The sequence below is a fragment of the Geodermatophilus sp. SYSU D01186 genome (assembly GCF_054050215.1).
In genome coordinates, this window is record NZ_JBJGYW010000007.1 from 71,439 (window position 1) to 95,529 (window position 24,091).

The following is a 24,091-nucleotide window of genomic DNA, read 5'->3' on the forward strand; positions in this document are numbered from 1 at the left end:
ACCAGGGCCTTCGTCATCGTCGACAACGACGAGCACGGGAACCGATGTCGAGCCGTCCCGGACACCGGAACTGCCGGGGGCGGAGGGCAGCACGTCACCGGCACGCGGCGCGGCAGCTGTTCCGGTCGTACCGACGGGAGCGGGGCCATGGGCGCAGCCGCCGCCGAGCACTACCACCGACGCCAGGACGGTGAGACTCCGTACCGACGACCACTGAGCGAAGACTCCAGCCACTGCCACTCCGTCCCACCGACCGACGCGGGTGGCCTGTCGGACCTCCCGTGCTGGTAGTCGACCGGGCCTCGCTCGGGCTTGAGGCCTGTCGCCCGGTCGGGTCACCGCGTCCAGCCGGCGTGCGTTCGGGCGTCAGTAGGCGCCCGAACCCCACAGCACCGTGCTCACAGTTTTGGCGACGAGCATGAGACGAACCCCAGGGACCAGTTCTCGACGTAGAGAACGTCGATGCGGCCCGAGTCCGTCCCACGAGAGGTCCGACCGCCCACTGACCTGCCACAGACCGGTCAGCCCCGGCTGGACCAGGGGCCGCCGCCGTATGTCGTCGCCGTAGCTCGCGACCTCCTTCGCCACGGTGGGCGAGGGCCCACCAGGCACACGTCCCCACGGAGGACGTCGACGAGCTGCGGGAGCTCGTCGAGCGATAGCGGCAGATGAACTCCCCACGCGGGCGACCCGTGGATCGGCGCATCTTTGAACAGCACGCCGTTACCCCTGGGCTACCGCCGCGAGGTCCTCCACCATGCGGTCGGCGCCCTGCACCATTCTGCCGAACTCCAGCATCGTGAAGGGCTCACCGCACCGCTCGTTGCGCACCTGCCGGAAGAAGACCGGCCCTTTGCTGGTCACACCTACAGCAACAGCGGCAGGACGACGGAGTCGACCTCGGACGAGCTCCCCTGTAGCCGCGGGATCCGGACCCGAGGACGGGATCGTGAGCAGTACGAAACCGGCCCGTCGCAACGCGATGCCGGTCCACGGTGGCTCGGTCGCACCCGCGACCCTAAGGTCGGCCGCATGTCTCGGGGCCGGGCGTACGTCGCGTCCTGGGTCCTGACCAGCCCGAAGTCCAGCCCGCCGGAGCGCTGCCGCGCGTGACAGGAGTGCGGACGTTCGCGGCGACCGCGATCGGGGTGCTCCTCACCTCGCGGTGGAGTGCCCGGCAAACCGCAAGCTCCAGGATCGCGCACCCAGCCTCCCGCTCACCTCACCCACCACCGGAAGCCACGTGAACGGGGGCTCAATGCATGAGGACGGGGAGGTCGAGCGCGGTCGCCCCCACTCCGAACTGGTGAGACCCGCCACGGTTCCGCGGCGGTCTTGCCAGAATGAGGAGGTGATCGTGTACTGCGCGGGGACCTCTTATGAGGGCATCGCGGGCACGGACGTGCACATGGCACGTCAGCTGTCCCGGCATGCGCCCGTGCTGTACGTCGACCCGCCGGTGCCCCTCCTGCCCGGGCGTGGTGGACTCCTCGACCGCCGATGGGGGCCGACGCTCCGGCAGGTGGATGACGCTCTGGTCCGCCTGACGCCCCGAGCCCTCCCGGGACACACCCGCCGGTTCGTCGACCGAACGACCACGTCTCTGCTCCGTCGGCAGGTCGAGCAGGCCGTCCGGGCGCTCGGGGTCCGGGTCGCCGCAGTGGTCGTCGCGACACTCGAGGACCTGCTCGACGTGTGTGATGCACCGCGCCGCGTCTTCTACGGCACCGACGACTACGTCGCCGGCGCCGAGCTCATGGGTCTGCGCCGGTCGGCTCTGATGCGTGCCGAGGTGCGTCAGCTGGCCAAGGCCACGGACGTTGTGGCCGTCTCGCCGTGCCTGCTCCACAGGTGGTCGGGCGGAGGTCGCTCCCCCGTCCTCCTCACCAACGGGTGTGACGTGGAGGCGTTCTCGCGCACGGACAGCGCTCCGCGACCTACCGACCTCCGGCTGACCGGGCCCATCGCAGGGGTCGTCGGGCACATCAGCGCGCGCACCAACATGGACATGCTCGAGGCGGTAGCGGCCTCGAGCATGTCGTTGCTCCTCCTCGGCCCGGTGGACCGGCGGTTCGCACCGGACCGGATGAGGCGCCTGCTTCGACGGCCCAACGTTCAGGCGGTCGGGCAGAAGAGGTTCGCCGAACTCCCCAGCTACCTGGGGGCCATCGACGTCGGTCTGACGCCGTACGCGGACACGCCGTTCAACTGGGCCAGCTTCCCGTTGAAGACCCTGGAGTACCTAGCTGCCGGCCTGCCCGTGGTCAGCACCGACCTGCCTGCCACCCGCTGGCTCGGCACCGACCTCATCGCGAAGGTGGAGGACCCGAAGTCCTTCGCTGATGCCGCGCTCCGTGCGGTCGCTGACGCGCACGACCCGGCGCTGGTCGAGGCCCGGCGGGCGTTTGCGGAGCAACACAGCTGGGAGCGCCGGGCCACCGCGCTCATCGAACTGCTCGACGACGCGGTGGCAGCGTGAGCCACCGACCGGCGGCGGTGGGCGTCGTGGTACCCACCCACAACCGTCGGGCGCTGCTCGAGCGGACAATGCGGGGAGTCCTTGCCCAGCAGGACGTCGAGCTGACGGTCGTCGTCGTCGACGACGGGTCGGCGGACGACACGGCTGATTACGTCCAGGGCCTCGGTGACCCCTGCGTGACGCTCGTGCGGCACGAGGTGCCACGAGGAGTGTCCGCTGCCCGCAACAGCGGCATTGAGGCCTGCTCCGCGCCGTGGATCGCCTTCTCGGACGACGACGACGTCTGGGCGCCGACCAAGCTACGGGCCCAACTGGACGCCCTGGAGGCTCACGGCCGGGCCAAGTGGGCCACCACCGGCTCGGTGCGCGTACACGGCGAGGACCTGCAGATCCTCTTCGGTGAACCGGTACCGCAGACCACCGACGTCGCCGACGTCCTGCTCAAGAACAACATCATCCCGGGCGGAGCATCGAGCGTGCTGGCCAGTACGGAAGTCGTCCGCGAGGTCGGGGGCTTCGACACGCGGATGTCCAACCTGGCCGACTGGGACATGTGGATCCGGCTGGGTCTGCGCTCACCGCTTGTTTTCGTCCCACGGCCGCTCGTCGGTTACTACACCCATGTCGGGAGCATGGCCAGCAACGTCGAGAGCGCCCTGCGGGACTTGGACCTCATCCGGCAGAAGTACCGCACCGAGATCGCGACCCGCGGCGTCGAGCCCAGCCTCGAGAACCTCCTGTGGTATCTGTCCGCGCTGCAGTTGCGGGCTGGCCGGCGAGTGGCCGCAGCCAGGGCGCTGCTCCGGCTCGTCCCGTTGGGGCGGCCGGCCGTCCACGCAATCCGCAACGCGGCTGCCGGGCTGGTCTGGCCCGGACTGCAGCGCTACCGCGACCGCCGGGACGAACGTGCCCTGAGCCCGGCATGGCGCCAGGAGGCCGAAGCATGGCTGACCGCGTTCCGGCCCGGCGCGCCCGTCGCACCATGAGCGACGCCCGGGCACCTGGCGGCGGTCCTGCGCAACGGTGCGGTGCGGACCCCCACGTGCCGTCCCGTGGCCTGGACGTCGGCGCTGCGTGCAGCAGGCGGCTGGGAAGGTCTTCACCGGCAGGTAAGGGGACCCGGCCCTCCTCGCCGGCTGCAGCTGCGGTTCCGCGGTCGCCCTACGAGGGAGCTACGACTCCTCTGACCTGCCGAATCCCAACCGCCCGACGTTCCTCGACGGGCTGGACACCCAAGCCGAGGTCCTCTCCGTAGCGGCGGGCACCGGGGTCGCCGAGTTGGTCAGGGCGCCCGGGACGCGAAGTCCGGAGCAACGTGCTGGCCGCCACGGCCCTCCTCCACGGGGTCCGGCCACGTTTCTCTCGAGACGAACCCCCAAGCCGGTCGGTCCGGATACCCGGTCCTGCTGTGCACCGGAGGGCTGGTGCCGCCGAGGCCTGCCCGGCTCCCGAACCCGCCCCTCGGGCCAGGTCAAAAGGGCCGCTCACTGCCCCCGGGCGCCGGGGTCAGACGTCCGGCGGACACCGGCTCGCTGACCCACTCGCCGCGCGACACCGCGGTCCGCAGGAGCTCGAGCAGCAGGACGGCGGGTCGCACCCCCAGGCGCCGGTGCAGGCTCGGGTCCGAGAGCAGCGGCAACTGACTGCGGTAGCACTGTGCGGCACGCAGCTTTTGCACGACCCCGCGCCGGCTGCCCGGCACCGGCCCCCACTGCAACAGCAGGGGCCACTGGTCACCCGCCGGCTGGTCGGCCAGGCGCTCGCGCAGCGCGTACGGCTCTTCCACGTACAGGCGCACGACCCGGTCGGGTGGTAGAGCCCTGAGGACGAGGGCGGTGACCGCGGCGTGGTCGGCGTGGCGGAGCGGGAAGCCGGGGACCAGCACCTCGTCGGCGCCCTCAAGCAGCGGCGTCAGGGCGACCGACAACTGAGCATCGTCCAGGCGCCGCGGGTACTGCTCGTCCACATCCGGCAGGTGGTACGCACGCGCACCGACGAGGCGGCACGCTGCAACGTCCTCAGCCTGCCGAGCGATCGCCGCCGCGCCTTCGGTGGCAAAACCGGCCGCCGCGTCCCAGGGACCTGCGGCAGCCGACGAGGACGGGTCTCCCGCCAGAGGGGTGGCCACGGTGACGGTGCCGCCGCGTCGGGTGTGCGCAGCGATGGTGGCCCCGAGAGAGAGGACTGCGTCGTCACAGTGGGGGCTGACCACCACCAGCCGACGGCCGAGAGGCGCGGGCCGCCCGGGCTTCAGCGCGCGAACTTCGTGGCGGGTGCTCCTCACGCAGCCGACCCCGTTCGCCCTACGTGGGCAAGCGAGACGACGGGGCAGCGCCAGTCGTCCGATGCGAACGAGCGAGGCCCGAGATCCTCGCCCATCCGACCCAGCAGGAAGCCGGCCGCAGCGACGGCGTAGCCCCGGCCCCCGACGGTGCCCCCCGCCTCCCGGGGCATGTGACGGTCCAGCAGGGAGCGCAGCCCCGAAGGGGGGAGCCGCCACAAGTCGTCGTCCGAGGTCTCCCTCACCCGGCCACGCAGGTCCCCCGACCAGTGGTCCAGGAACTGCTCGTTCACGGTGCGGTCCACCGGGGTGCCGCGGTCGAACCCGTGGTCCTCACTGACCGGCCAGCGCAGCTTGCGGAGAACCCCATGGACGACCGCTGCGCGAGAAGCACCCGCGGCCCGCCGCAGGAGGCGACCAGGTCGGCTCACCGACCCGGGGTCCGGTGCGCTCTGATCCGCAGCCGTTCTGCACGCGGCACGACCATGCTCTGCCTTCGTTAGTGCGCATCGCCTTCCCAGGCGGAGTCTCTGGATCGACGGACCGTCGTCGTGTGACAACCACGCTGTGTAGCACCTGTGCACACAGGCCACGAGTCGGGCTACCTGTGTGAGGAACTGAGCTTGAGACCGGCCGACTCGCCGAATGGGAGGGGCCCGGGCGAGGTCCCTCCCTTCATGAGGTGTGATGGGGTCTCGCCGTCCGCGGCTAGCATGTGCCCGCGCACGGTCAGGACGACCGGTCGACCCACGGAGCCGCTACATGACCTCGATGGCCGTGCTGACACCGAGTTATGCTCCCGACTTCGAACTCTGTCGTGATCTTCATCGGTCAGTGCTTCGATACGCTCCCGCCGAGGTCGAGCACCACATACTGGTGTCCAGAGACGACCTCGAACTCTTCGACCAACTCAGCGGCCCTAGAACTCGGCTGCACGTCGCCGAGAACATGCTCCCGAGCGGTTTCATATCGCTACCTCGAATGAACTATACGATCAATCTGCGACGCCCGTTCCCACCGGTCCGGGGATGGATTCGTCAGCAGATCCTGAAGTTGACGGCGGCTGCGCAAGTCGAGGCGGACGTCGTCCTGGTGGCCGATTCAGATGTCGAATTCATCCGGCCATTTTCAGCGGAGATCTTCTGCAAGGACAACACCGTGCGCTTCTACCGCCGGCCCAAAGCTGTGAACGAGACCCTGCCACGTCATGTGATTTGGCATGACGTCGCCAGGAAAATGCTGGGTCTGCCACATGCACCACCTCCACACTCGGACTACATCGCACCGCTCATAGCCTGCAACCCCGTCCTCGTGTCGAACATGCTGCAGCGGATCAGGGAGGTGGCGAACAGAGCTTGGACCGACGCAGTGGGTCGCGAGATGCACTTCTCGGAATACACGTTATACGGGGTGTACATCGAAGAGATTGCAGATCCACCTGCACGCTCCTTTCAGTCTGGCGACAGTCTGTGCCATGAGTACTGGGAGGAGAAGCCATTGGACGACAACTCGGCAGCGGCCTTCCTCGATGCGATCAGCCCGGATGACGTGGCGGTCATGATCTCGGCGAAGTCCCGAACACCACTGGAGGTCCGCCGAGCGGCCCTGGGGTCCCGACGGTGACCTCGGTGGCTGCCGGCGTCGAGCAGACACTCGAACGAAGCCGCCAGGGCCGCTGGACCCCGAATGGGGCTGAGTTGCACAACAGGGGCCAGCGACTTCTCGCGCACGCTCGCACCCGCCTGATCAGGCGGTCCTTCGCTGCGTTCGGTGAGCACAGCGTTGCCTACGGACCGCTTCGGCTGAGCGGGCCGGCGAACATGGCCATCGGCTCGAGGGTCTTCCTCGGCCCCGGCTGCTGGCTCGAGGCCGCACCCGAGACCGACCGGCCTGGGGAGGTCGTACTGCAGCTCGGGGACCGTGTATCGGTGTCCGGCCTGACGACCGTGTCAGCAGTCCGGTCCGTCGTCATCGAGGACTCGGTGCTGATCGCACGCGGCGTCTACATCTCAGACCACTCCCACGGGATCCACGGAGACCTGCCCATCCGCGACCAGGGCATCACGGGCGTGGCGCCGGTCCGCGTCGAACGCGGAGCGTGGCTGGGCCAGAACGCCGTCGTCCTGCCAGGGGTCGTCATCGGCCGCGGCGCCGTCGTGGGGGCAAACAGCGTGGTCAGCCGGGACGTGCCGCCCCGAACCGTCGCCGTCGGGGCACCCGCCCGAATCGTCCGGTCCCTGGACTGACCAGCGCACGACGACTCAAGCGCGGTGCCCCCGGCGGGTCATCACCACCGCGCCGGCCGCGAGTGCCAGGCCGAGGAGCACCTGGATCAGGAAGGTCACGAACTCGCGACCGTCGCCGAACACGAGCGGCACCCCAGTGACTGCTGCGACCACGGCCGCGAAAGCCAGCGGGCGCAGGAGAACGCTCGCACCGGCGAAGGGGCGCTCACCAGCGACCCGTCCCATCACGTAGGCCCAAGACACGGTCGACACCACCGCGGCGACGCTCACGGCTGTCGCCAAGGTCAGGGCACCGGCCGGGGCAGCGAGCACCGCCGCCACGATCGTCGTCACGGCCGTCACTGCGCCGAGGATCAATTGGAGGCGGGTACGTCCGCATGCCTGCAGGAAGACGGTGGCGAGACCTTGGTAGATGAGGAAGGGGGCACCCGCCAGCAGGACCGACAAGGGCTGTGCCGCCCCGAGCCACTGGTCGCCCAGTGCGACGAGGACCACGAACTGGGCAGTGGTACAGCCCAGGCCGATGGCACCACAGGACAGCAGCATGCAGTCGTGTGTCGTGCGTCGCCATGACGCGAACTGAGCAGCGATACTCGGCCCCAGCCGGGCGAGGCTCGGGAGCATCACCCGATGGACCACCGACTGCAGGACCGCGTTGGGCAGCGCAGCGAACTGAGCCGCCCTGCTGTAGAGCCCCACGGAGAACGCCGAGCCGGTGCGTGCGAGCGACAGCCGGTCGACGTTCGACGCGAAAGTCGACAGGAGGCCGTAGCCGACCAGCGGCAGGCCATAGCCCAGCATGTCGCGGATCGCGGCACGGTCCCAGTACAGACGTAGGCGCTGACGGGCCAGGACGTAGAACACCACCGCCTGGACCACGGCAGACACCGCCGGGCCTGCCACCAAGGAGACCGCCCCCGCGCCCACGAGCGCGAGTCCCAGGCTGACGGCGAAGGCGAGGACCGCCCCGCCGACCTCGACGGCCACGATGGCACCGAAGCGCTGCTGGGCTGCCAGCTCCCCCAGAGGGACGGACCAAGGGCTCGCCGCCACGCCCGCTGCAGCGACGTGGATGAGGGGAATCAGGTCGTCTCCCCCGAAGAAGCTCGAGAGCTGGGGAGCGGCGAGGACCAGTGCCGCGCCGACCAGCACGGAAGCCAGGAGATTCAGCGACAGTGCGGACCCCGCGAATCGTGACCCAGCCGTCCTGAAGTGCACCATCGACGTGGAGATGCCGACGTCTGCGATCAAGGTGGCGAGCAGGACGATGCTCGCGGTGACCGTCGCGAGCCCGAAGTCCACCGGCGTCAAGATCCTCGCCAGGATCACCACGTTGGCGAGCTGAGCCACCTGGACCAGCGCTCGACCGAGAGCCGTCCAGGCGAAGCCACGGCGCATCGTCGTCCCGGTCCCGCTGCGGGAGCCGGGGAAGCCGGGCGGGTCGTCCAGGCGCCGCTCGGGGTCCGTCAACGGTCGGTCCGACTCTCCGCACGCTGGTGACGCGCACGGAGGGCGTTCCGCAGGAGGGGAACGAGGACCGGCAGGTCCTCGACGAGGTACCGACGCCCCAGCCGGCCAGGCTCGGTCCCGAGACGGAACAGCCACTCCAGCCCGGTCCGCTGCAGGGCAGTTGGCGCTCGACGCACCATGCCTGCAGCGAACTCCAAAGAGGCCCCGCAGCCGATCACGGTGACGGAGGGATCGAGGTCACGGACGGCGACCCCCAGGTGGTCCTGCTTGGGGAATCCGTAGGCCGCGAAGACGATGTCGGGCCGTTCCGCCAGGATGGCACCGGCAGCCTGCCGGTACGACTGATCCGCTGGGTCGCGGGCGAGTTGGAAGGCACTGGTCGACAGGCGCCCCTGGCCTCGTTCCTCTGAGGGGACCACCGCCGCAGCCCCTTCGGCCGCGCCCGGCGGACCGCCCGTGTAGTGGACGTGGAGCCCCTCCGCGAGCGCGGCTCGCGTGAGGGCGGGCAGCAGATCCGCCCCAGTCACCCGGCCAGGCACGGGACAGCGCGCCAGCGCGGCTCCCCAGACCAGCGGCATGCCGTCCGCCAGCAGCAGCGTGTACGAGGACCGCAGTCCCTCCGCGTGAGGAGCCGGCAGGTGGATCAGGTGCCGGTAGATGTCGAGGTTCAGCGTCAGGACGTGGTGGCCGGTGCCCGCCCGGGATGCCGCAACGAGCATCTCGACCACCTGATCGAGGGGCAGCGGCGACAGCCCTGGGGTCCACGGCCATCGGTCCTGTAGGCGCACGTCGGCTGCTCCGTCGCTGTGCTGGGGGTCCTTCCGTCCCGCGGCCGGATAGAGGCGCAGGCGAGGCCGCAGGTTACCAGCGTGGACTCCCGGCCACCTTCCGTCGGCAGGATCCCGCCGTCTCGCCGCCGAGGACGGTGCACCGAGAGGTCAGGCGGCGGGTCGTCCCGTTCCGTGGTCCACTGCGGTCGACGACAGCGCCGGTCGGTTCGGGGAGGATGGCGGCATGTCAGCGGCTGAGGATCCGGCCTACGTCTGCTTCTCGGCGCAGGACTGGTGGTACCACAACACGGCGCACTCGGACTTCCAGCTGATGCGGGCGATCGCGGCGAGACGCAGGGTGCTCGTGGTCAACAGCATCGGGATGCGCATGCCGACCCCCGGTAAGAGCACCCACACGCTACGAAGGATCAGCCGCAAGCTGCGCAGCGTCGCCAAGTTCGTCCGGCGGCCCTTGCCAGACCTCCCGTCGTTCCACGTCATGTCGCCGCTGCCCCTGCCGTTCTACGGGTCCCCCGTGATGCGCAGGGTGAACGCCGCCCTGGTGCGGCTACAGGTCCGCCTCGTGTGCCTCGTGCTGCGGATCTCCGAACCGGTCGTCGTCGTGACGCTGCCGACCGCATGGGACGTGGTCCGCCCCATGCACCGGCGGTCCCTCGTCTACAACCGGTCCGACCGGCACTCCGAGTACCCGGAGGGCGACAGACCGACGCTGGAGCACCTCGAGCAGTCCCTGCTCCGGGAGGCCGACCACGTCGTGTACGTCAGCCGGGCGCTGATGGCCGAGGAACGGTCGCTCACCGGAGACCGCGCGTACTTCATCGACCACGGGGTGGACGTCGGCCACTTCGTGACCCGTCCGGAGCACGAGCTTCCCGATGACGTCCGCAGCATTCGGCGCCCCCGCATCGGGTTCTTCGGCGCGCTCGACGACTTCGTCGTGGACTTCGGTCTTCTCGAGGCCGTGGCAAAGGGGCTCCCCGAGGCCTCCTTGGTCCTCATCGGCGACTCGACGCATCCGATGGAGAGCCTGGCGAGCCACGGCAACGTGCACTGGCTGGGGCGCCGTCCGTACGCGGACATCCCCCGCTACGGCTCGTCGTTCGACGTGGCCATCATGCCCTGGTTGGACAGCCCGTGGATCTGGTCGTCGAACCCGATCAAGCTGAAGGAGTATCTGGCGCTGGGTCTGCCCGTGGTCAGCACCGACTTCGCCGAACTGGCGACCTACACCGACCGGGTCCGGGTGGCGGCCAGCGCCGACGGCTTCGTCGAGGCGATCCGCCAGACGCTGTCGGATGGAGGACCCAGCACGCCGACCGAACGCCGGGCCTCGGTCCTCGACTACTCGTGGACGTCGCGCGGGGACGTCGTCGTCAGCTTGGCGGAGCAGGGTGACGCCGGGGCCGATGAGACGCCACAGCACCTCCCGAGCTAGTGGGCGGGACCACGCTGGGGGGTTCCCCGCTCGAGGAGGTGCCCGCGTGACCGAGGAGGGATCGGACACCACTCCCGACACGGGTCACCGTTCGCCGCATACGGGCCGGCGGGCACTGCGGCTCGTCGTCCCGACGGTGCTGGTGGCGGCAGCCGTTGCCGCCGGCACCGTCGCGGTCCTCCGCGACCACCGCGAGGAGTACTTCCTCGACGTGCAGGAGCTGGACGGGGGGCCGGCCTACTACGGGAGGTTCTCCCCTTCCCTGCCCTCGGACGAGTCCTACTTCCCCATCGGCGTCTGGCTCGAGAGCGTCACCTCGGAGCAGGACACCCGGGAGGACGCCGCTGCCGGGATCAACCTGTACGTCGGGCTCACCGAGGACAGCGATCTCTCGCTGGTCGGTGACGCCGGGATGCTCGCCATCCACGACCTCAAGGGTGAGGTCGGCGAGGAGACGGCGGGCTGGCTCGTCTCCGACGAGGTCGACATGTGGGGAGGGCCGGGAGAGGACGAGTGGACCGGCCTCCGCCCAGGGGAAGGGGACATCTGCACACCGGCGGGCGGACGGTGCGGGTACACGGTCCAGAGGACCCTCCTCGAGGACCTGCCCGACGACGACCGGCTCCGGTACAGCAACTACGGCAAGGGCGTGGCCTTCTGGGAGAGCGACGAGGAGGCGGCCCGGTTCGTCAACGACTTCCAGGACGTCGTCTCGGTGGATGCCTACTGGTACACGGACGAGAGCACGTGCGGACTCGGTGAAGGAGGCAACTTCTTCGGCACCGAGGCCGTGATCCCGCCGGACCAGTGTCATCGGGCCGCCAACTACGGGTTGACGGTCGACCGCGTGCGGTCCCTGGTCGAACCGCCGGGCAGCCGGCCTGTGTGGGCCTTCGTAGAGGTGGGGCACCCGTTCCCGGACGACAGCTATCCCACCATCACCCCGGAGCAGGTACGTGCGGCCGTGTGGAGCAGCCTCATACACGGCGCCCGCGGCATCGTCTACTTCAACCACAGCTTCGGAGGGCCCTGCATCAGCCAGCACGTGCTGCGCGATCCCTGCTATGCCGACGTCCGCGAGGAGGTCACGCGTGTCAACGAGCAGGTGACGGATCTTGCCCCTGTGCTCAACGCACCGTCCGTGCAGGACTTCGTCCGAGTGGATGGCGAGGTCGACACCCTGGTGAAGCTGCACGACGACACCCTGTACGTACTGGCGGCCTCGCGGGGGCAGGGACCGGCGGAGGTCCGTTTCTCCATGCCTTGCTTCGAGGACTCGTCCACCGCCACGGTCCTGGGCGAGTCCCGCACGGTGTCGATGAGTGCGGGCCGGTTCACCGACTCCTTCGACGACGAGACAGCCGTCCATGTTTACCGGGTCGACGGTGAGCCGTCCTGCCGGTTCGAGACCGGTTGAGCCCCGCCCTCCGGTCGCTTCACTCCTCGGGGGAGGGCGCACTGCGGCAGAGATGTGCGCTGACCTGGGGCGTCGTACCGTGTCGGGAGCGTGCTGAGGCGCGACCTGCGGGGCCGCCCCGACGTCACGGGGGTGTCGGATGGAGCATGTGGTGGGCCGATGACAGACGTCGCACCAGTCGGGGCTGGACAGGTCCCTGGAGCTGTGGACTGCGCCATCATCGTCGTCACCTACAACAGCGCGGACGACCTCGACGCGCTCCTGACATCACTGCCCGAGGCGGTCGGTGAGGTGTCGACCCATGTCACCGTCGTGGACAACGACTCGCGGGACCACGTCGAGGACGTGGTCGCTCGCCACCGGGACGTCCGACTGGTTCGAGCCGGAGGCAACCTGGGGTACTCCGGCGGTATCAACCTGGCTGCGCGCCACCTGCCGCCGACTTCGTGGGTGCTCGTCCTGAACCCCGACCTCGTTCTGGGGTCGGGATCTGTCGAGCACCTCATCACGACCGCGAGACGCCAGCACGCCGGCGCGGTGGTCCCGCGCATAGAAGACGCCCATGGCGTGCGTGCACACTCCCTGCGGAGGGAACCCAGCGTCCTGCGTGCATTGGGAGAAGCTCTACTGGGAGACCACTTGGCCAGCCGGCCGTCCTGGTTGGCGGAGATCGTCCGCGAACCCGCCGCGTATGAGGTCGTGCACGACATCGAGTGGGCCACCGGCGCTGCCGTCCTGGTGTCCCGCGACGCGGCAGCATCTGTCGGCGACTGGGACGACTCGTTCTTCCTGTACTCGGAGGAGACCGACTACTTCCGCCGACTTCGGGAGCAGGGACACCGGGTCGTGTACGCCCCGGACGTCGTCGTGCGGCACCGCGGAGGCGGGTCCGGCAGCTCGCCGGCGCTCGTTGCGCTGCTCAATGTCAACCGCGTCCGCTACTTCCGCAAGTGGCATGGACTGCCCGCTACGGCCCTGTTCTGGGGGACGGCCGTCCTGCACTCGCTGCTCCGGATCACCCGCCCCGAGGAACGCGCCTCACTGGCGGCGCTCGTCTCCCCCCACCGACGGATGAGCCTCCCGGGCGCGGTGAAGCGCCGCCCGACGCACGCGTCCGCGGGGTCCCCGTGAGCCGGGGAGGACGACACCGCGCACCGGAACCGAACTCGGCACTCACGGGGGGACAGGAACTGTCCCCCGGGGTCGTGCCGGCGGCGTCCGTCACCCGGCCCCCGTCGCAGGTTCCGACAACGGCAGGACCAGGGCGTCCGCAGGCCGTCGGCGTCGTCGTCTGCTACGCGCTCGCGTTGTTCATCTTCCCGTCGGACATGGTCATCCGCGCTGTCGGAGGGCAGGGATACGTAGCCGGCTTGGTCGGGCTCGCCCTATTGGCCCTGTGGGCCTTGGCTGCGCTCTTCAACCGTCATGATCCATTGCTCACACCACATCCCACCCGGGGCGTGCTGGCCTTCTTGGCGGTCATGAGTTTGGTGAGCTATGCCTTCGTGCCCTTTCACCGGCTCACCGAGACGGAACGCCTCAGTGGCGATCGATGGATCATGCTCTTGGCCGCTACCGCTGGGGTCGTCCTCGTCACGGCGGAGTTGGTGCCGTCCGTGGGAGCCCTCATGCGAGTCCTGCGGGCTCTGGTGCTGGGGGCGGCGTTCTCAGGCGTGGTCGCGGCATTGCAATGGCTTTTTCGTTTCGACCTCGCGGGCCTTATCCGCGAGGCAATGCCTGGTTTCACTCTGAATGGCGACTACAACACGTTCACCGCTCGCGGTCTCCTTGACCGTGTCACGGGGACGGCCTTGCATCCGATCGAGCTCGGCGTGGTAGCAGGTATGGTCCTGCCCATCGCGATCGCCTTGGCCCTGCAGCAGCCGGACAAGGCAGTCCTCCACAAGTGGGGTCCGGTCGGCCTCGTGGCGCTCGCCCTTCCCGCATCGGTGTCACGCTCCGCCGTGCTGTCGGCCGTCGTCGGATCTTTCGTTTTTGCGCTGCTCCTGCCGCGACGACAGCGGATCACCGCTTTGATAATCCTCCCGATTGGGGCCTTGGCGCAGTTCCTCGTCCGGCCGGGCTATCTCGGCACCCTGGTAGGATTTGTGTCGCAAGGCGAAGACGATCCCTCCGTGGCCACGCGGTTGAACGACTACGCACTGGTTGAGCAGTTGGTATCGATGCGGCCCGTGTTCGGCAGCGGTGGCGGTACCTACATCGCTGACAACGCCTTTGACATCCTCGACAACCAGTACCTCAAGAGCCTCATCGAACTCGGCTTGCTCGGAGTCACCGGGCTACTCGCATGGATGCTGGTGCCGGCGCTCGTCGCGCTCGCAGCCCGTCGACGGTCCGGGGACCCACGACTGCGCACGCTCGCCGCCGCGCTCGCCGGTTCTGCCTCGTCCGGGGCGGTTTGCTCGGCGACGTTCGACTCTCTCTCATTCAACATGTACGCAGGGGTACACGCCTTGGTGGTCGGCGCGATCGGCGCCTGCTGGGTGCTCGCAAGTCGTGAGCAGTCATCACCCCAAGCGGTTTTCCTGCCACAGAAGGGTTGACCGTGGACCTGCTGACAATCGCGCGCATCCTACGACGCCACTGGGCCCTGAGCCTGAGCGTCATCGCCCTCACCGTCCTGGGCGGCATTGCCCTGGTGGTCCTTACGCCGCGGCAGTACGAGTCCACGGCATCCTTTGTGCTGGCCTACCCGCCTGCGCCGCCCACGGCAGAGCAGATCGCCGAGGACCCCGCACTGGGTCAGATCAACTACAACAACCCTTACCTGCGCTTCACCAACGACTCCACGGTTGGCCAGGTCCTCGCCAACCGAGTGGGGTCCATCCCCGTGCGTCAGGAGCTGGTCGACGCAGGGGCCGATGACCAGTACGCCATCGGCCCTTCCACGGCTTTTGGCTCCTCGGGGTTGGTGATCGGCGTGACGGCTACCGGTACGAGTCCCGCCCAAGCCGATCGCACGATGGACCTGGTCACTCAGCGCATGCAGCAGGAGCTGGCTGAGATGCAAACGATCTACGGAGCCGACGAACAGGCACTCATAACGGCGCTGCCCGTCGCCGAACCGAGCGCCCCTGCTGCGGTGTTGTCCGGGCTCGTGCGGTCGCTGGTCGGTGTCGTGGCCGTCGGCGTGATCGTCCTGTTCGCCGCACTTTCGCTGGCGGAACGCCGCGAGTCCTCCGCTGTCCACCCAACTCGGCGCCGCGGCGCTCGGGGCCGAGCCCAGGCTGACGCCGACACGACGCCTGAGAATCGGCTCACTGGGGCCGGGAGCGGGGAGGGCGTCGTCGTCCAGGAGCCGCAGCCGGCGTCCCGCCACGCACGTGGTGTCGGCCTGCCGACCTCGTAGGTGCCCTGAGCGGAGACGTTGGTTTGCGCGCGTGTGACCACGGGATCTGATTGATCGATCATGTGGGGTGAGGACGTCCGGGGGTGGAGCGCGTTGAAGGCATCCAGTCCACAAGTCCCGGAGGTTCTCGTGCTCCACGCTGATGCCGCGCTGACCCAGCGCCGCGTCCGCGGCTGGCCCGCCTGGTCGTCGGCCCGCCCAGGCGGGCCAGCCGCAGGGATCAGCCCACAGGCGGTCGACACGCGAGTGAACGACCCATCTGTACACAACAGCGAGAGCTCGCTGCCCTCGATTGACTGGGCCTCCGGCCGAAGGCTGGTGAAATCCCGTTCATGACCGCCCCGTGCGCCGCCGCTGCGCCTCCGTTGGTGTCCGTGGTGATGCCCTTCAAGGACCCTGGCGCCTTCTTCGACGAGGCCGTGCAGAGCGTGCTGCACCAGACCTGGGAGCCACTCGAGCTGGTCCTGGTCGATGACGGAGGCAGCGACGGCAGCGACCAACTCGCGCACCGACTGGCGGCGACGGACACACGGGTCCGGGTCATCAACCACGAGGGAAGGGCCAATCGCGGAACCGGCCCCAGCCGGGCGTTGGGGATCCGCCACAGCACGGGGGACCTCGTCGCCTTCCTCGACTCCGACGACGTCTGGGAGTCCGGGCACATGGCCGACCAGGTCAGTTTGCTGTCTGCTCACCCCGAGGCGGACATGGTCTGCGGTCGCGTCTGGGAGTGGCGGAGCTGGAACGACAGGACCGCGCGGGACACCCTCTCGGCGCTGGCCTTCGCGCCAGGAGTCGTCGTCCCCGGTCCCCGGCTCCTGGCAGCGGTGCTGCGTCATGGCGGCTTGGCCACAACGCCGTGCGCGCTGCTGGTCCGCACCGCACTGTTGCGGAAGTGCATCGCAGACCTGGACAAGTTCCCGAGCACGTACGAGGACCAGGTCATCAACTCGGCCCTCCAGTTGCGTGGCACCGCCGTCATGAGCGGCTCTGCTTCAGCCTGGTACCGCCAACACCCCAACTCGCTCACGGCTCGTGACGCAGCGCGGCCCGAGCCGCACGACGGTGGACGCACGGCGTACCTCACTTGGTTGAGAGCCGAGGTCGCCCGATTGGACCCCAGGGACCCGGAGGTGCCGCAACTGGTCGACCGAGCGCTAGAGGAGGTTCCCTTCCACCTACCGGAAGCGAGTCGCCCAAGGTCGCTGACCATAGTCCGGGGAAGAACGCCTGAGAGTCTGCGAAGGGTGGTGAGTGGAGTCGAGCGCAGGGTCGGGGCGCGGCTGAGCGCGCCGGCCGCCGCGCGTGTGCACGCCCAGCGGGCGGCAACCCTCCTCGCCCGCCATGGCGCCGACGTCCGCGGTGACGTCCTCGCCCTGGGAGGCTCAGCAGCCGTGTCCGGGTTGTGGATGACATCCGTGCACGAGCAGCCGTGGCCGAATACTCAGGGGATTGGCGGTCCGCACCACGAGTGGACGCAGCTGCCCACCGCGAGATGGGATTGCGTGGTGGCCACCCCCGATGTACATGCGGTCCGCCGCCCGTGGCCGATCCGCCACCTGCGCCGGGTCCTTCGTCCGGGCGGCGTCCTGTTGATACTCACCGGACCCGAGGAGGAACGCCGGCTCACGACGGAACTCGGTCAACTCTTCGGGAGCGACGCGGTGAGCATCGAGGTGCAGACGACGCCGGGACCGCGAACCGTCCCGCTCCTCCTGCTCCGGGCGGCCGTCCCGGCTACCTGATCTCGAACTGGAGCCCGAGCACGACCGCTCGGTCCCGCTGGGCGGCATCAGCTCCGTGCAGCGTGAAGGACAGCGCCGCAGGTTCGTAGTGGACGTCCTCGTGCGCCGTGCCGAGCCATGCGCCGACGGTGTAGTCGCCGTGCGGCAACATCGGTGGGACGACGCAGTTGACCTCATGGTGGCCGACGGGGAACCGCTGTTGCCGTGAGTCACTCAACGACTCGTCGACCAGCCGGACTCCCTCCTGGTTGGTGAGGATGACGCTCAGATCGAGACCCACGCGTTCTTCCCGGACCTCGAAACACACCACCACACGGAACGGCTCCTCCCGCACGAGAGGACGGTTCGACCGGTCGAGGGGCTCGACCCGGATCTCGACGAGACGTCCTGCTGCCGATCCACCGCTGAGGGAAGCCATATGACCACCGCCGCTGAACCCGGACGTGAGGTAGTCCCGGACGACGGACGCGGTCGGGCCCTCGTCCCGGATCCGCCCCGTTTCGAGCCAGATGGCGCGGCTGCAGAGCCTGCTCAGAGCGGCCAGGTCGTGGCTGACGAAGAGCACCGTGCGCCCTTCGGCTTCGGCTTCGGACATGCGGTTCATGCACTTGCGCTGGAACTCCGCATCCCCGACGGCCAGCACCTCGTCGACGACGAGTATGTCGGGCTCCAGGTGCGCGGCCACCGCGAAGGCCAACCGCAGGTACATGCCGCTGGAGTAACGCTTGACCGGGGTGTCGAGGAAGCGATCGACGCCGGCGAAGTCCACGATCTCGTCGAAGCGCCGAGCCGTCTCAGCCCGACTCATACCGAGGACAGCGGCGTTGAGAAAGACGTTCTCGCGGCCGGTCAGCTCTGGGTGGAAGCCCGTCCCCACTTCAAGCAGCGCCGCCACCCGGCCGCGTGTGCGGGACTCTCCGCTGGTGGGCGTGGTGATCCGCATGAGGACCTTGAGCAGAGTGCTCTTGCCGGCCCCGTTGCGGCCGACGATCCCGACGGCCTCCCCGTCGGCGACGGTGAAGCTGACGTCCCGGAGCGACCACAGCTCGCGGCTCTCGTCACGCCGCCTCCGGACCGCCGCGGTCAATGTCTCGCGCAGGTTGCGCTGCTCACCGAGCAGGTAGCGCTTGCTGACCCGGTCCACCTGCACCCTGTCCACGTCAGATCACGTCCGCGAAGGCGCGCGAGGCGCGCAGGAAGTACCGGACTCCCGTGACCGCGAGCACGACGGCCACGGCCGTCGAGATGGCGAGCACGGCACCAGGCCAAGGGCCGCCGACGAGCACGAAGCGACCGAGCTCCAAGACTCCCACTACGGGGTTGATCGCATAGGCGTACTGGGCGGCTCCCTGGAGGGAAGCGGCGGAGTACCCGACCGGGCTGAGGAAGAGGAGCACCTGCAGCGCTGTGGGGACGATCTGGCGGGCGTCGCGGAAGCGGACATTCACGGCTGCGAGGAAACACGTCGGTCCCAGCGCCGTGAGCGCGAGCAGGAGAAGCCACAGCGGGAGCAACAGCAGACCGGCCGTCGGCAGGACACCGAGGACGAGACACACGACGGCGAGGAGGAGCAACCCGACGAACAGGTCGACGAACGGTGGCAGCAAGGACGCGAGCGGGGCGGTCAGCCGCGGGAAATACACCTTGGTGACGAGCGAGGTGTTGCCCACGAGCACCTCACTGCCTCTACCGATGCACTGGGACACGTACGTCCACCCGAGCAGCCCGGCGAGGGCGAACGCGACGTAGGGGACACCACGGGTGTCGACGCCGGCCAGGCGGTCGAAGACGAGCGTGAAGGCGGCGACGGTCACCAGCGGCTGCAATACCACCCACGTCGCGCCGAGCACCGCCTGCTTGTAGCGGACCCGCAGGTCACGCAGTGCGAAGAATCCGATGATCTCGCGCGCCCGCCAGAGCTCGGCCCAGTCGACCAGCCGGCTCCGGGCGGAGTTGACGGTCCATACGGGGCCCGAGTCGGCGGACACGCCCGGGAACGTTACCGACCGCAGGTGGGCCAGCGCACGGTTGCCGGAAGCACCGCCCCGGTGGAGTGACATTTCGTCTTGACTCTCGTCCGAGCGGCTCCCCTTGTTAGCGTCCAGCCCGTGGGCGGCCCGTCGTCGACAGTGACTGACTGGGCGCGAGGATCGATGCAAGCAGTGGCAGTGGGGCGGAGACGATCATCACGCTGCGCCATCCCTGCGCCTGCGTCCCCACCCCGGGACGGCAGGCAGTCGACGACGCGCGGGGCATCCCGTCCGTCGTGACGAAGTGATGTCGATCGCCGTGCACGTGATCTCGAGGAGGAGCGGATGACAGAGCCCGTCACGGTCTCAGTCGTCGTGACGACCTACCAACACGCTCACTTCCTCGGAGCCGCGCTGGCCAGCGTTGCGGCACAGACCAGGTCGGTGGACGAGGTGATCGTCGTCGACGACGGGTCCACCGACGATCCTGCGTCCGTGGTCGCCCAGTGGGCGGGGACGATCTTCATCCGTCAGGACAACCAGGGGCTCGCGGCGGCTCGCAACACCGGCCTCCATGCGGCTCGCTCTGCATTCGTGCTGTTCCTCGATGCCGACGACCTTCTGACCCCGGTGGCCGTCGCCGCCGGACTCGAGTGCTTCGCACGCCACTCGGAGGCGGCTCTCGTCTACGGAGCACACCGGCGGGTCGCCGTGGATGCCGCCCCCCTCGGCGGCCGTGTCTACATCCCTGCCGGCTGCAATCCCCGGTCGACGTTGCTGCGCGGCAACTCCGTCGCCATGCACGCCACCGCGCTGTACCGCCGAGATCTGCTGCTGGCGGCCGGCGGATTCGATGAGACTCTTCCCCGGTGTGAGGACTACGACGTCTACCTCCGCCTCGCCTGCAGGCACCTCATCGCCTCACACCCGGTGGAGACTGCCCTGTACCGCTGGCACAACGCGAACATGTCGAATCACGTACCAGCCATGCTGATGGCTGCCCTACGGGTGCACGCGCGACACCGCCCCCGCCCAGAAGAGTCCGCGGAACTCCACCGTGCATGGTGGGAAGGGCGCGCCAACTGGCGCGCCTGGTACGCCCGAGAGCTCCTCGACCGCTCCCGGGACCCCGGCGTAGCGGCTGCGCTGACAGCGGCCCGACTCGCACCCGCCTGGTTCGCGCGGGCTCTCGTGCGGTCGACGATCCGCCGTCTCGTGAACCGTCTCCCGGGATGGGCACACGACGCCCTCGCGCGCCGCGTGCCTGCCCTCCGCGCGAGACCACGCGGCCGGGTCCGGCTGGGCGATCTCGACCGGCCAGAGCCGATCAGCATGGACTTCGGCTGGGACCGGGGGACGCCGGTCGATCGCTTCTTCATCGAGGGCTTCCTCAACACGAATCGCGAGGACGTCGCCGGCCGTGTCCTCGAAGTCGGCGACGACGCCTACTCGCGCCGATTCGGCGGTGACCGCATCACCTCACAGGACATCCTGCACGTGCACGCGGGCAATCCGCTCGCGACGATCGTCGGGAACATAAGCGACGTCGGGGTCCTGCCCTCGGACACCTTCGACTGCATCATCCTGACTCAGACCTTGCACCTCGTGTGGGACATGCACGCCGCCATACGACAGCTCCACGCCGCACTGCGCCCGGGAGGCGTCCTGCTCCTCACCGTCCCCGGGATCAGCCAGATCGACCGTGGGGAGTGGGGCGACCAGTGGTACTGGTCGCTCACACCGGCCGCGGTCCAGCGACTCGTCGGCGACGTCTTCGGCTCGGAGTCGGTCAGCGTCGAGAGCCACGGCAACGTGTACGCCGCAACGACCTTCCTCCAAGGTCTGGCCGTCGAAGAGGTCGACGTCCGCAGCCTCACCCCACAGGACTTGGCCTACCCCGTGGTCGTCACGGCCCGCGCTCAGAAGCTGCCGTGGTGGGTGCGGTAGGCCGTGGTCAGAGCCTCGGCGTAGCGCTTCCCTCGTCATACACCCCAAGGGCTCCCACCGGGTTCACGTGGCCCCAGTAGCTCTCCGGCTGCGGGTGCACCCGGGGATCGCCGTAGGTGTTGCTCCTCACGGCCGGCATGCGCTGCACGAGTCACGCAGGCCAGCCGGCCTCCCCGTGTTCGCCTTCCGAGGAACCTCCCGTGTAGGGGTCCGCGATGGCCGGATCGGCGTCGCGTCCGGACTGCCGGTCGAGATGGCTCCCGAGGCCCCTGCGGGCCGGATCCGGTCCCACTGGCCGAGAGACTCGGCGCCAGAACCGCGAGGTCGATTGCGATCGGGAGCAGGACGATGGTCGAGACCGAGCTGGCGACCGCGGCCGATCTGGGCAGGCGCCGCCGAACAGTGATCGCGGAACGCGGTGTCCGTCAGCCGCGTGGGGTTGAGGCAACCTGCAGGACGACAACGGTGACATTGTCGCGGGCACCGACCGCCTCGGCGTCGGCCACGAGCTCCCCGGCGAGCGCCTCCGGCCCGGCCTCGGTGGACAGCAGCTCGGTGAGGCGCTCGTCAGCCACCTCTCCGGTCAGCCCGTCCGAGCAGGCCAAGAAGCGCTCCTCCGGAACGAGTGGCAGCAGCGCGATGTCGGGCTCGTTGCGCGGCCCCACGCCAAGTGCCCGCGTGATGATGTGCCGCTGCGGGTGCGTTGCCGCCCCTTCGTCAGAGATGTAACCGGCGTCGATCAGCTCCTGCACGACCGAGTGGTCGGTCGTCAGTAGCTCCAGATCACCGTCGTGCCATCGGTACACCCGTGAGTCGCCGACGTGGAAGACCGCCCACTGCGGCCCGCTGCCCTCGTCGACCAGGGCGACGCCGGCAACCGTCGTCCCGGCGCCCTCCTTGGCCGGGCCGCGGAAGGCACGGATCTCGCCGTCCGCGCGCTGCAGCGCCAGCCGGATCTTCTCTACCGTCGTGGTCTCACCACTGGTCAGTGAACGCAAAGCGTCGACGACGGCCTGCGCGGCCGCCGCACCGCCGGCATGCCCCCCCATGCCGTCGGCGACAGCGAAGACCGGCGCCTCGGTGAGGTAGCGGTCCTGGTTGTCCTCACGCTGGCCGACCGCGGTCGCCGCTCCCCAGCTCAGCTCCACGGCCGGCATCCACTCTCCACAGCTGACATCGACGAGGACCCGCCGGACGGCGGGTGCGCCGAGCGTAGAAGGTCGTGGCCGGAACGGCAGGTCACGGCACGGAAGCCCGTCCGTCGACCTCAGTACGCGCCCTCTCCCCGGGCGACGGCGCGCACCGTCTTGGCCAGGATCATGAGATCGAACGCCAGTGACCAGTTCTCGACGTAGCGGATGTCGATCCGCACCGAGTCGTCCCACGACAGGTCGGACCGGCCGCTGACCTGCCACAGTCCGGTCAGCCCCGGCTTCACGAGGAAACGCCGGTGCATGTCCTGGCCGTACCGCTCCACTTCGCTGCGCAGTGGCGGCCGGGGGCCGACCAGGGACATCTCCCCGCGGAGGACGTTGAAGAGCTGCGGCAGCTCGTCGAGGGAGTAGCGGCGCAGCACCTTGCCGACCCGCGTCACCCGGGGGTCGTCCTTCTTCTTGAAGAGGACGCCGTTGCCGTCGCTGTCCGCGACGAGGTCGTCCACCATGCGCTGGGCGCCCTGGATCATGCTGCGGAACTTCAACATCGTGAACGGCCGCCCGCAGTGGCCCACCCGCTCCTGACGGAACAACACGGGCCCCGGACTCGTGAGCCGCACCGCCAGCGCGATTGCGATCAGCGCCGGCGAGAGGAAGATCAGGATCGCGGAGGCCACCACCCGGTCGAAGCAGGCCTTCATGAACCGGCGTACCCCGGTGAGCTCCGGCCGCTCGAGGTGCAGCAGCGGCAGCCCGGCGACCGGACGGATGTGCACCCGCGGACCGACGACATCGGTGATGGCCGGCGCCACGAGCAGCTCCGCCGGGGTCTCCTCTAGCTGCCAACCCAGGCGCCGCAGGGACGCACCGTCGAGACCCTCACTCGGCAGGACGGCGACCGTGTCGACCTGGAACCGCGTCACCACGTCGGTGACGTCGTCGAGCCCGCCGAGCACGGGCAACCCGTTGAACGCGTCCATCCCAGGGGAGACCTGATCCGCGGGCAGGCAGCACCCCACCACCCGGTACCCCTGGTGAGTCGCCCGCTGGAGCTGCTCGTCGAGGTCGGCGACCGCGACGGGATGACCGACGAGCAGCGTCGTCTGCTGGAGGTGACCGTAGCGGCGCTCGCGGAACAGCCAGTGCCGGTGCGCGAACCGCTGGGCGAGGGTGACGGCAGCGGTCATGGGCAGCGCCACGACGACGAACCCCCGGGCGAGGTGGAGCTGCATCGCCCACGCGAACGTGCCGACGGCGGCCAGCAGGGCGACCGCCGCGCCGAACACCCGGCGGTACTCCTCGACACCGATCCAGAGGAACCGCTGTTCGTAAGCGCGCGCGAGCAGGATGGTGGGCAGCCACAGGAGCGGCAGGACCAGCACGCTGACCAGTGGCGGGCTCCCCGGGGAGTTCCAGCCGAACCAGGCCAGGTAGCTGATGAGACCGGCCGCGAGAGCGCTGAGAGCATCGAGCAGGACGGCGCGGCGCACGTAGTCCGCTCGCCACGCGCGGCGGGCTTCGGTGCCCTCCCCGCTGATCCGAGCGGCGAAGGGCGACCACCCCCCGCCGACCTCGGAGCCGTGAGATCGGCTGGGCGAATGGGTGATGCCGACTGCTGACATCAACTGACCCCCGTGCGGTGGCGGTCCCCCCAGGAACGGAACAGGACGACAGTGGCCACCCCTATCCACTGGGAGCTGCCGTAATCCTGACGAGTCCGGCCAGTTCCGGATCGGCGCAAGAAATCCAGGAGGCGGTCACCGCGCCGCCACCAGCGGTGATGCCC

General features: G+C 69.3%; 20 protein-coding genes. 11 read left to right on the forward strand and 9 right to left on the reverse strand.

The features are described 5' to 3' along the window. Window positions 1–521 precede the first annotated feature (521 nt). Window positions 522–719 (reverse strand): sugar transferase, encoded by a 198-nt coding sequence (locus ACI784_RS07435; RefSeq protein ID WP_457012986.1) that lies wholly within the window; start codon window positions 717–719, stop codon window positions 522–524. A 4-nt stretch (window positions 720–723) separates the two neighbouring features. Next, the gene (locus tag ACI784_RS07440) at window positions 724–864 is read right to left on the reverse strand and encodes a hypothetical protein (RefSeq protein WP_457012987.1); all 141 of its coding nucleotides are present in this window, start codon (window positions 862–864) and stop codon (window positions 724–726) included. 442 nt (window positions 865–1,306) lie between these two features. Here ACI784_RS07440 and ACI784_RS07445 point away from each other — a divergent pair, with 442 nt between their 5' ends. Beyond that, a complete protein-coding gene (locus ACI784_RS07445; protein WP_457012988.1) occupies window positions 1,307–2,479 on the forward strand; it encodes a glycosyltransferase in 1,173 nt (390 codons plus the stop codon). After that, a complete protein-coding gene (locus tag ACI784_RS07450; protein WP_457012989.1) occupies window positions 2,476–3,465 on the forward strand; it encodes a glycosyltransferase family 2 protein in 990 nt (329 codons plus the stop codon). The genes ACI784_RS07445 and ACI784_RS07450 overlap by 4 nt, the downstream gene beginning before the upstream one ends. 485 nt (window positions 3,466–3,950) lie before the next feature. Here the strand turns inward: ACI784_RS07450 and ACI784_RS07455 are convergent, their stop codons facing one another. Next, window positions 3,951–4,763, reverse strand: coding sequence for a PIG-L deacetylase family protein (locus ACI784_RS07455; protein WP_457012990.1), 813 nt, complete (start codon window positions 4,761–4,763; stop codon window positions 3,951–3,953). 759 nt (window positions 4,764–5,522) lie between these two features. On the opposite strand from ACI784_RS07455, the gene ACI784_RS07460 reads away from it, so the two are divergent. Beyond that, window positions 5,523–6,383 carry a DUF6492 family protein gene (locus ACI784_RS07460; protein ID WP_457012991.1) on the forward strand — a complete coding sequence of 287 codons (861 nt, stop codon included), beginning with the start codon at window positions 5,523–5,525 and terminating at the stop codon, window positions 6,381–6,383. Continuing rightward, window positions 6,380–7,006: an acyltransferase gene (locus tag ACI784_RS07465; protein ID WP_457012992.1), complete on the forward strand. Its 627-nt coding sequence runs from the start codon at window positions 6,380–6,382 to the stop codon at window positions 7,004–7,006. Before ACI784_RS07460 ends, ACI784_RS07465 begins: the two co-directional genes overlap by 4 nt. A 15-nt stretch (window positions 7,007–7,021) precedes the next feature. Here the strand turns inward: ACI784_RS07465 and ACI784_RS07470 are convergent, their stop codons facing one another. Then, window positions 7,022–8,476 (reverse strand): oligosaccharide flippase family protein, encoded by a 1,455-nt coding sequence (locus ACI784_RS07470; RefSeq protein ID WP_457012993.1) that lies wholly within the window; start codon window positions 8,474–8,476, stop codon window positions 7,022–7,024. After that, a complete protein-coding gene (locus ACI784_RS07475; protein ID WP_457013062.1) occupies window positions 8,473–9,195 on the reverse strand; it encodes a WecB/TagA/CpsF family glycosyltransferase in 723 nt (240 codons plus the stop codon). Before ACI784_RS07475 ends, ACI784_RS07470 begins: the two co-directional genes overlap by 4 nt. 295 nt (window positions 9,196–9,490) lie before the next feature. Between ACI784_RS07475 and ACI784_RS07480 the strand changes: the two genes are divergently transcribed. From ACI784_RS07480 to ACI784_RS07505, 6 genes are all read left to right on the forward strand, one after another. Continuing rightward, complete coding sequence (locus ACI784_RS07480) at window positions 9,491–10,702, forward strand: glycosyltransferase (RefSeq protein ID WP_457012994.1); 1,212 nt, start codon at window positions 9,491–9,493, stop codon at window positions 10,700–10,702. A 46-nt stretch (window positions 10,703–10,748) separates the two neighbouring features. Continuing rightward, window positions 10,749–12,119 carry a hypothetical protein gene (locus tag ACI784_RS07485; protein ID WP_457012995.1) on the forward strand — a complete coding sequence of 457 codons (1,371 nt, stop codon included), beginning with the start codon at window positions 10,749–10,751 and terminating at the stop codon, window positions 12,117–12,119. 204 nt (window positions 12,120–12,323) lie between these two features. Continuing rightward, window positions 12,324–13,250 (forward strand): glycosyltransferase family 2 protein, encoded by a 927-nt coding sequence (locus ACI784_RS07490; protein ID WP_457012996.1) that lies wholly within the window; start codon window positions 12,324–12,326, stop codon window positions 13,248–13,250. 176 nt (window positions 13,251–13,426) lie between these two features. Continuing rightward, window positions 13,427–14,683 (forward strand): O-antigen ligase family protein, encoded by a 1,257-nt coding sequence (locus ACI784_RS07495; RefSeq protein ID WP_457012997.1) that lies wholly within the window; start codon window positions 13,427–13,429, stop codon window positions 14,681–14,683. A 2-nt stretch (window positions 14,684–14,685) separates the two neighbouring features. Next, window positions 14,686–15,489, forward strand: coding sequence for a hypothetical protein (locus tag ACI784_RS07500; protein WP_457012998.1), 804 nt, complete (start codon window positions 14,686–14,688; stop codon window positions 15,487–15,489). Between the two features lie 332 nt (window positions 15,490–15,821). Further along, window positions 15,822–17,234, forward strand: coding sequence for a glycosyltransferase family 2 protein (locus ACI784_RS07505; protein WP_457012999.1), 1,413 nt, complete (start codon window positions 15,822–15,824; stop codon window positions 17,232–17,234). Here ACI784_RS07505 and ACI784_RS07510 read toward each other — a convergent pair. Next, the gene (locus ACI784_RS07510) at window positions 17,227–18,393 is read right to left on the reverse strand and encodes an ABC transporter ATP-binding protein (RefSeq protein ID WP_457013000.1); all 1,167 of its coding nucleotides are present in this window, start codon (window positions 18,391–18,393) and stop codon (window positions 17,227–17,229) included. The two genes, ACI784_RS07505 and ACI784_RS07510, sit on opposite strands and share 8 nt — an antisense overlap. A gap of 1 nt (window position 18,394) precedes the next feature. Further along, window positions 18,395–19,222, reverse strand: a complete 828-nt coding sequence (locus ACI784_RS07515; protein ID WP_457013001.1) for an ABC transporter permease — start codon at window positions 19,220–19,222, stop codon at window positions 18,395–18,397. Window positions 19,223–19,549: 327 nt separating this feature from the next. Between ACI784_RS07515 and ACI784_RS07520 the strand changes: the two genes are divergently transcribed. Further along, a complete protein-coding gene (locus ACI784_RS07520; protein WP_457013002.1) occupies window positions 19,550–21,151 on the forward strand; it encodes a glycosyltransferase in 1,602 nt (533 codons plus the stop codon). A gap of 425 nt (window positions 21,152–21,576) precedes the next feature. Here the strand turns inward: ACI784_RS07520 and ACI784_RS07525 are convergent, their stop codons facing one another. Further along, entirely contained in the window at window positions 21,577–22,308 is a 732-nt protein-coding gene (locus tag ACI784_RS07525) for a PP2C family protein-serine/threonine phosphatase (protein ID WP_457013003.1), read from the reverse strand. Between the two features lie 110 nt (window positions 22,309–22,418). Continuing rightward, window positions 22,419–23,795, reverse strand: a complete 1,377-nt coding sequence (locus tag ACI784_RS07530; RefSeq protein ID WP_457013004.1) for a sugar transferase — start codon at window positions 23,793–23,795, stop codon at window positions 22,419–22,421. Window positions 23,796–24,091 lie beyond the last annotated feature (296 nt).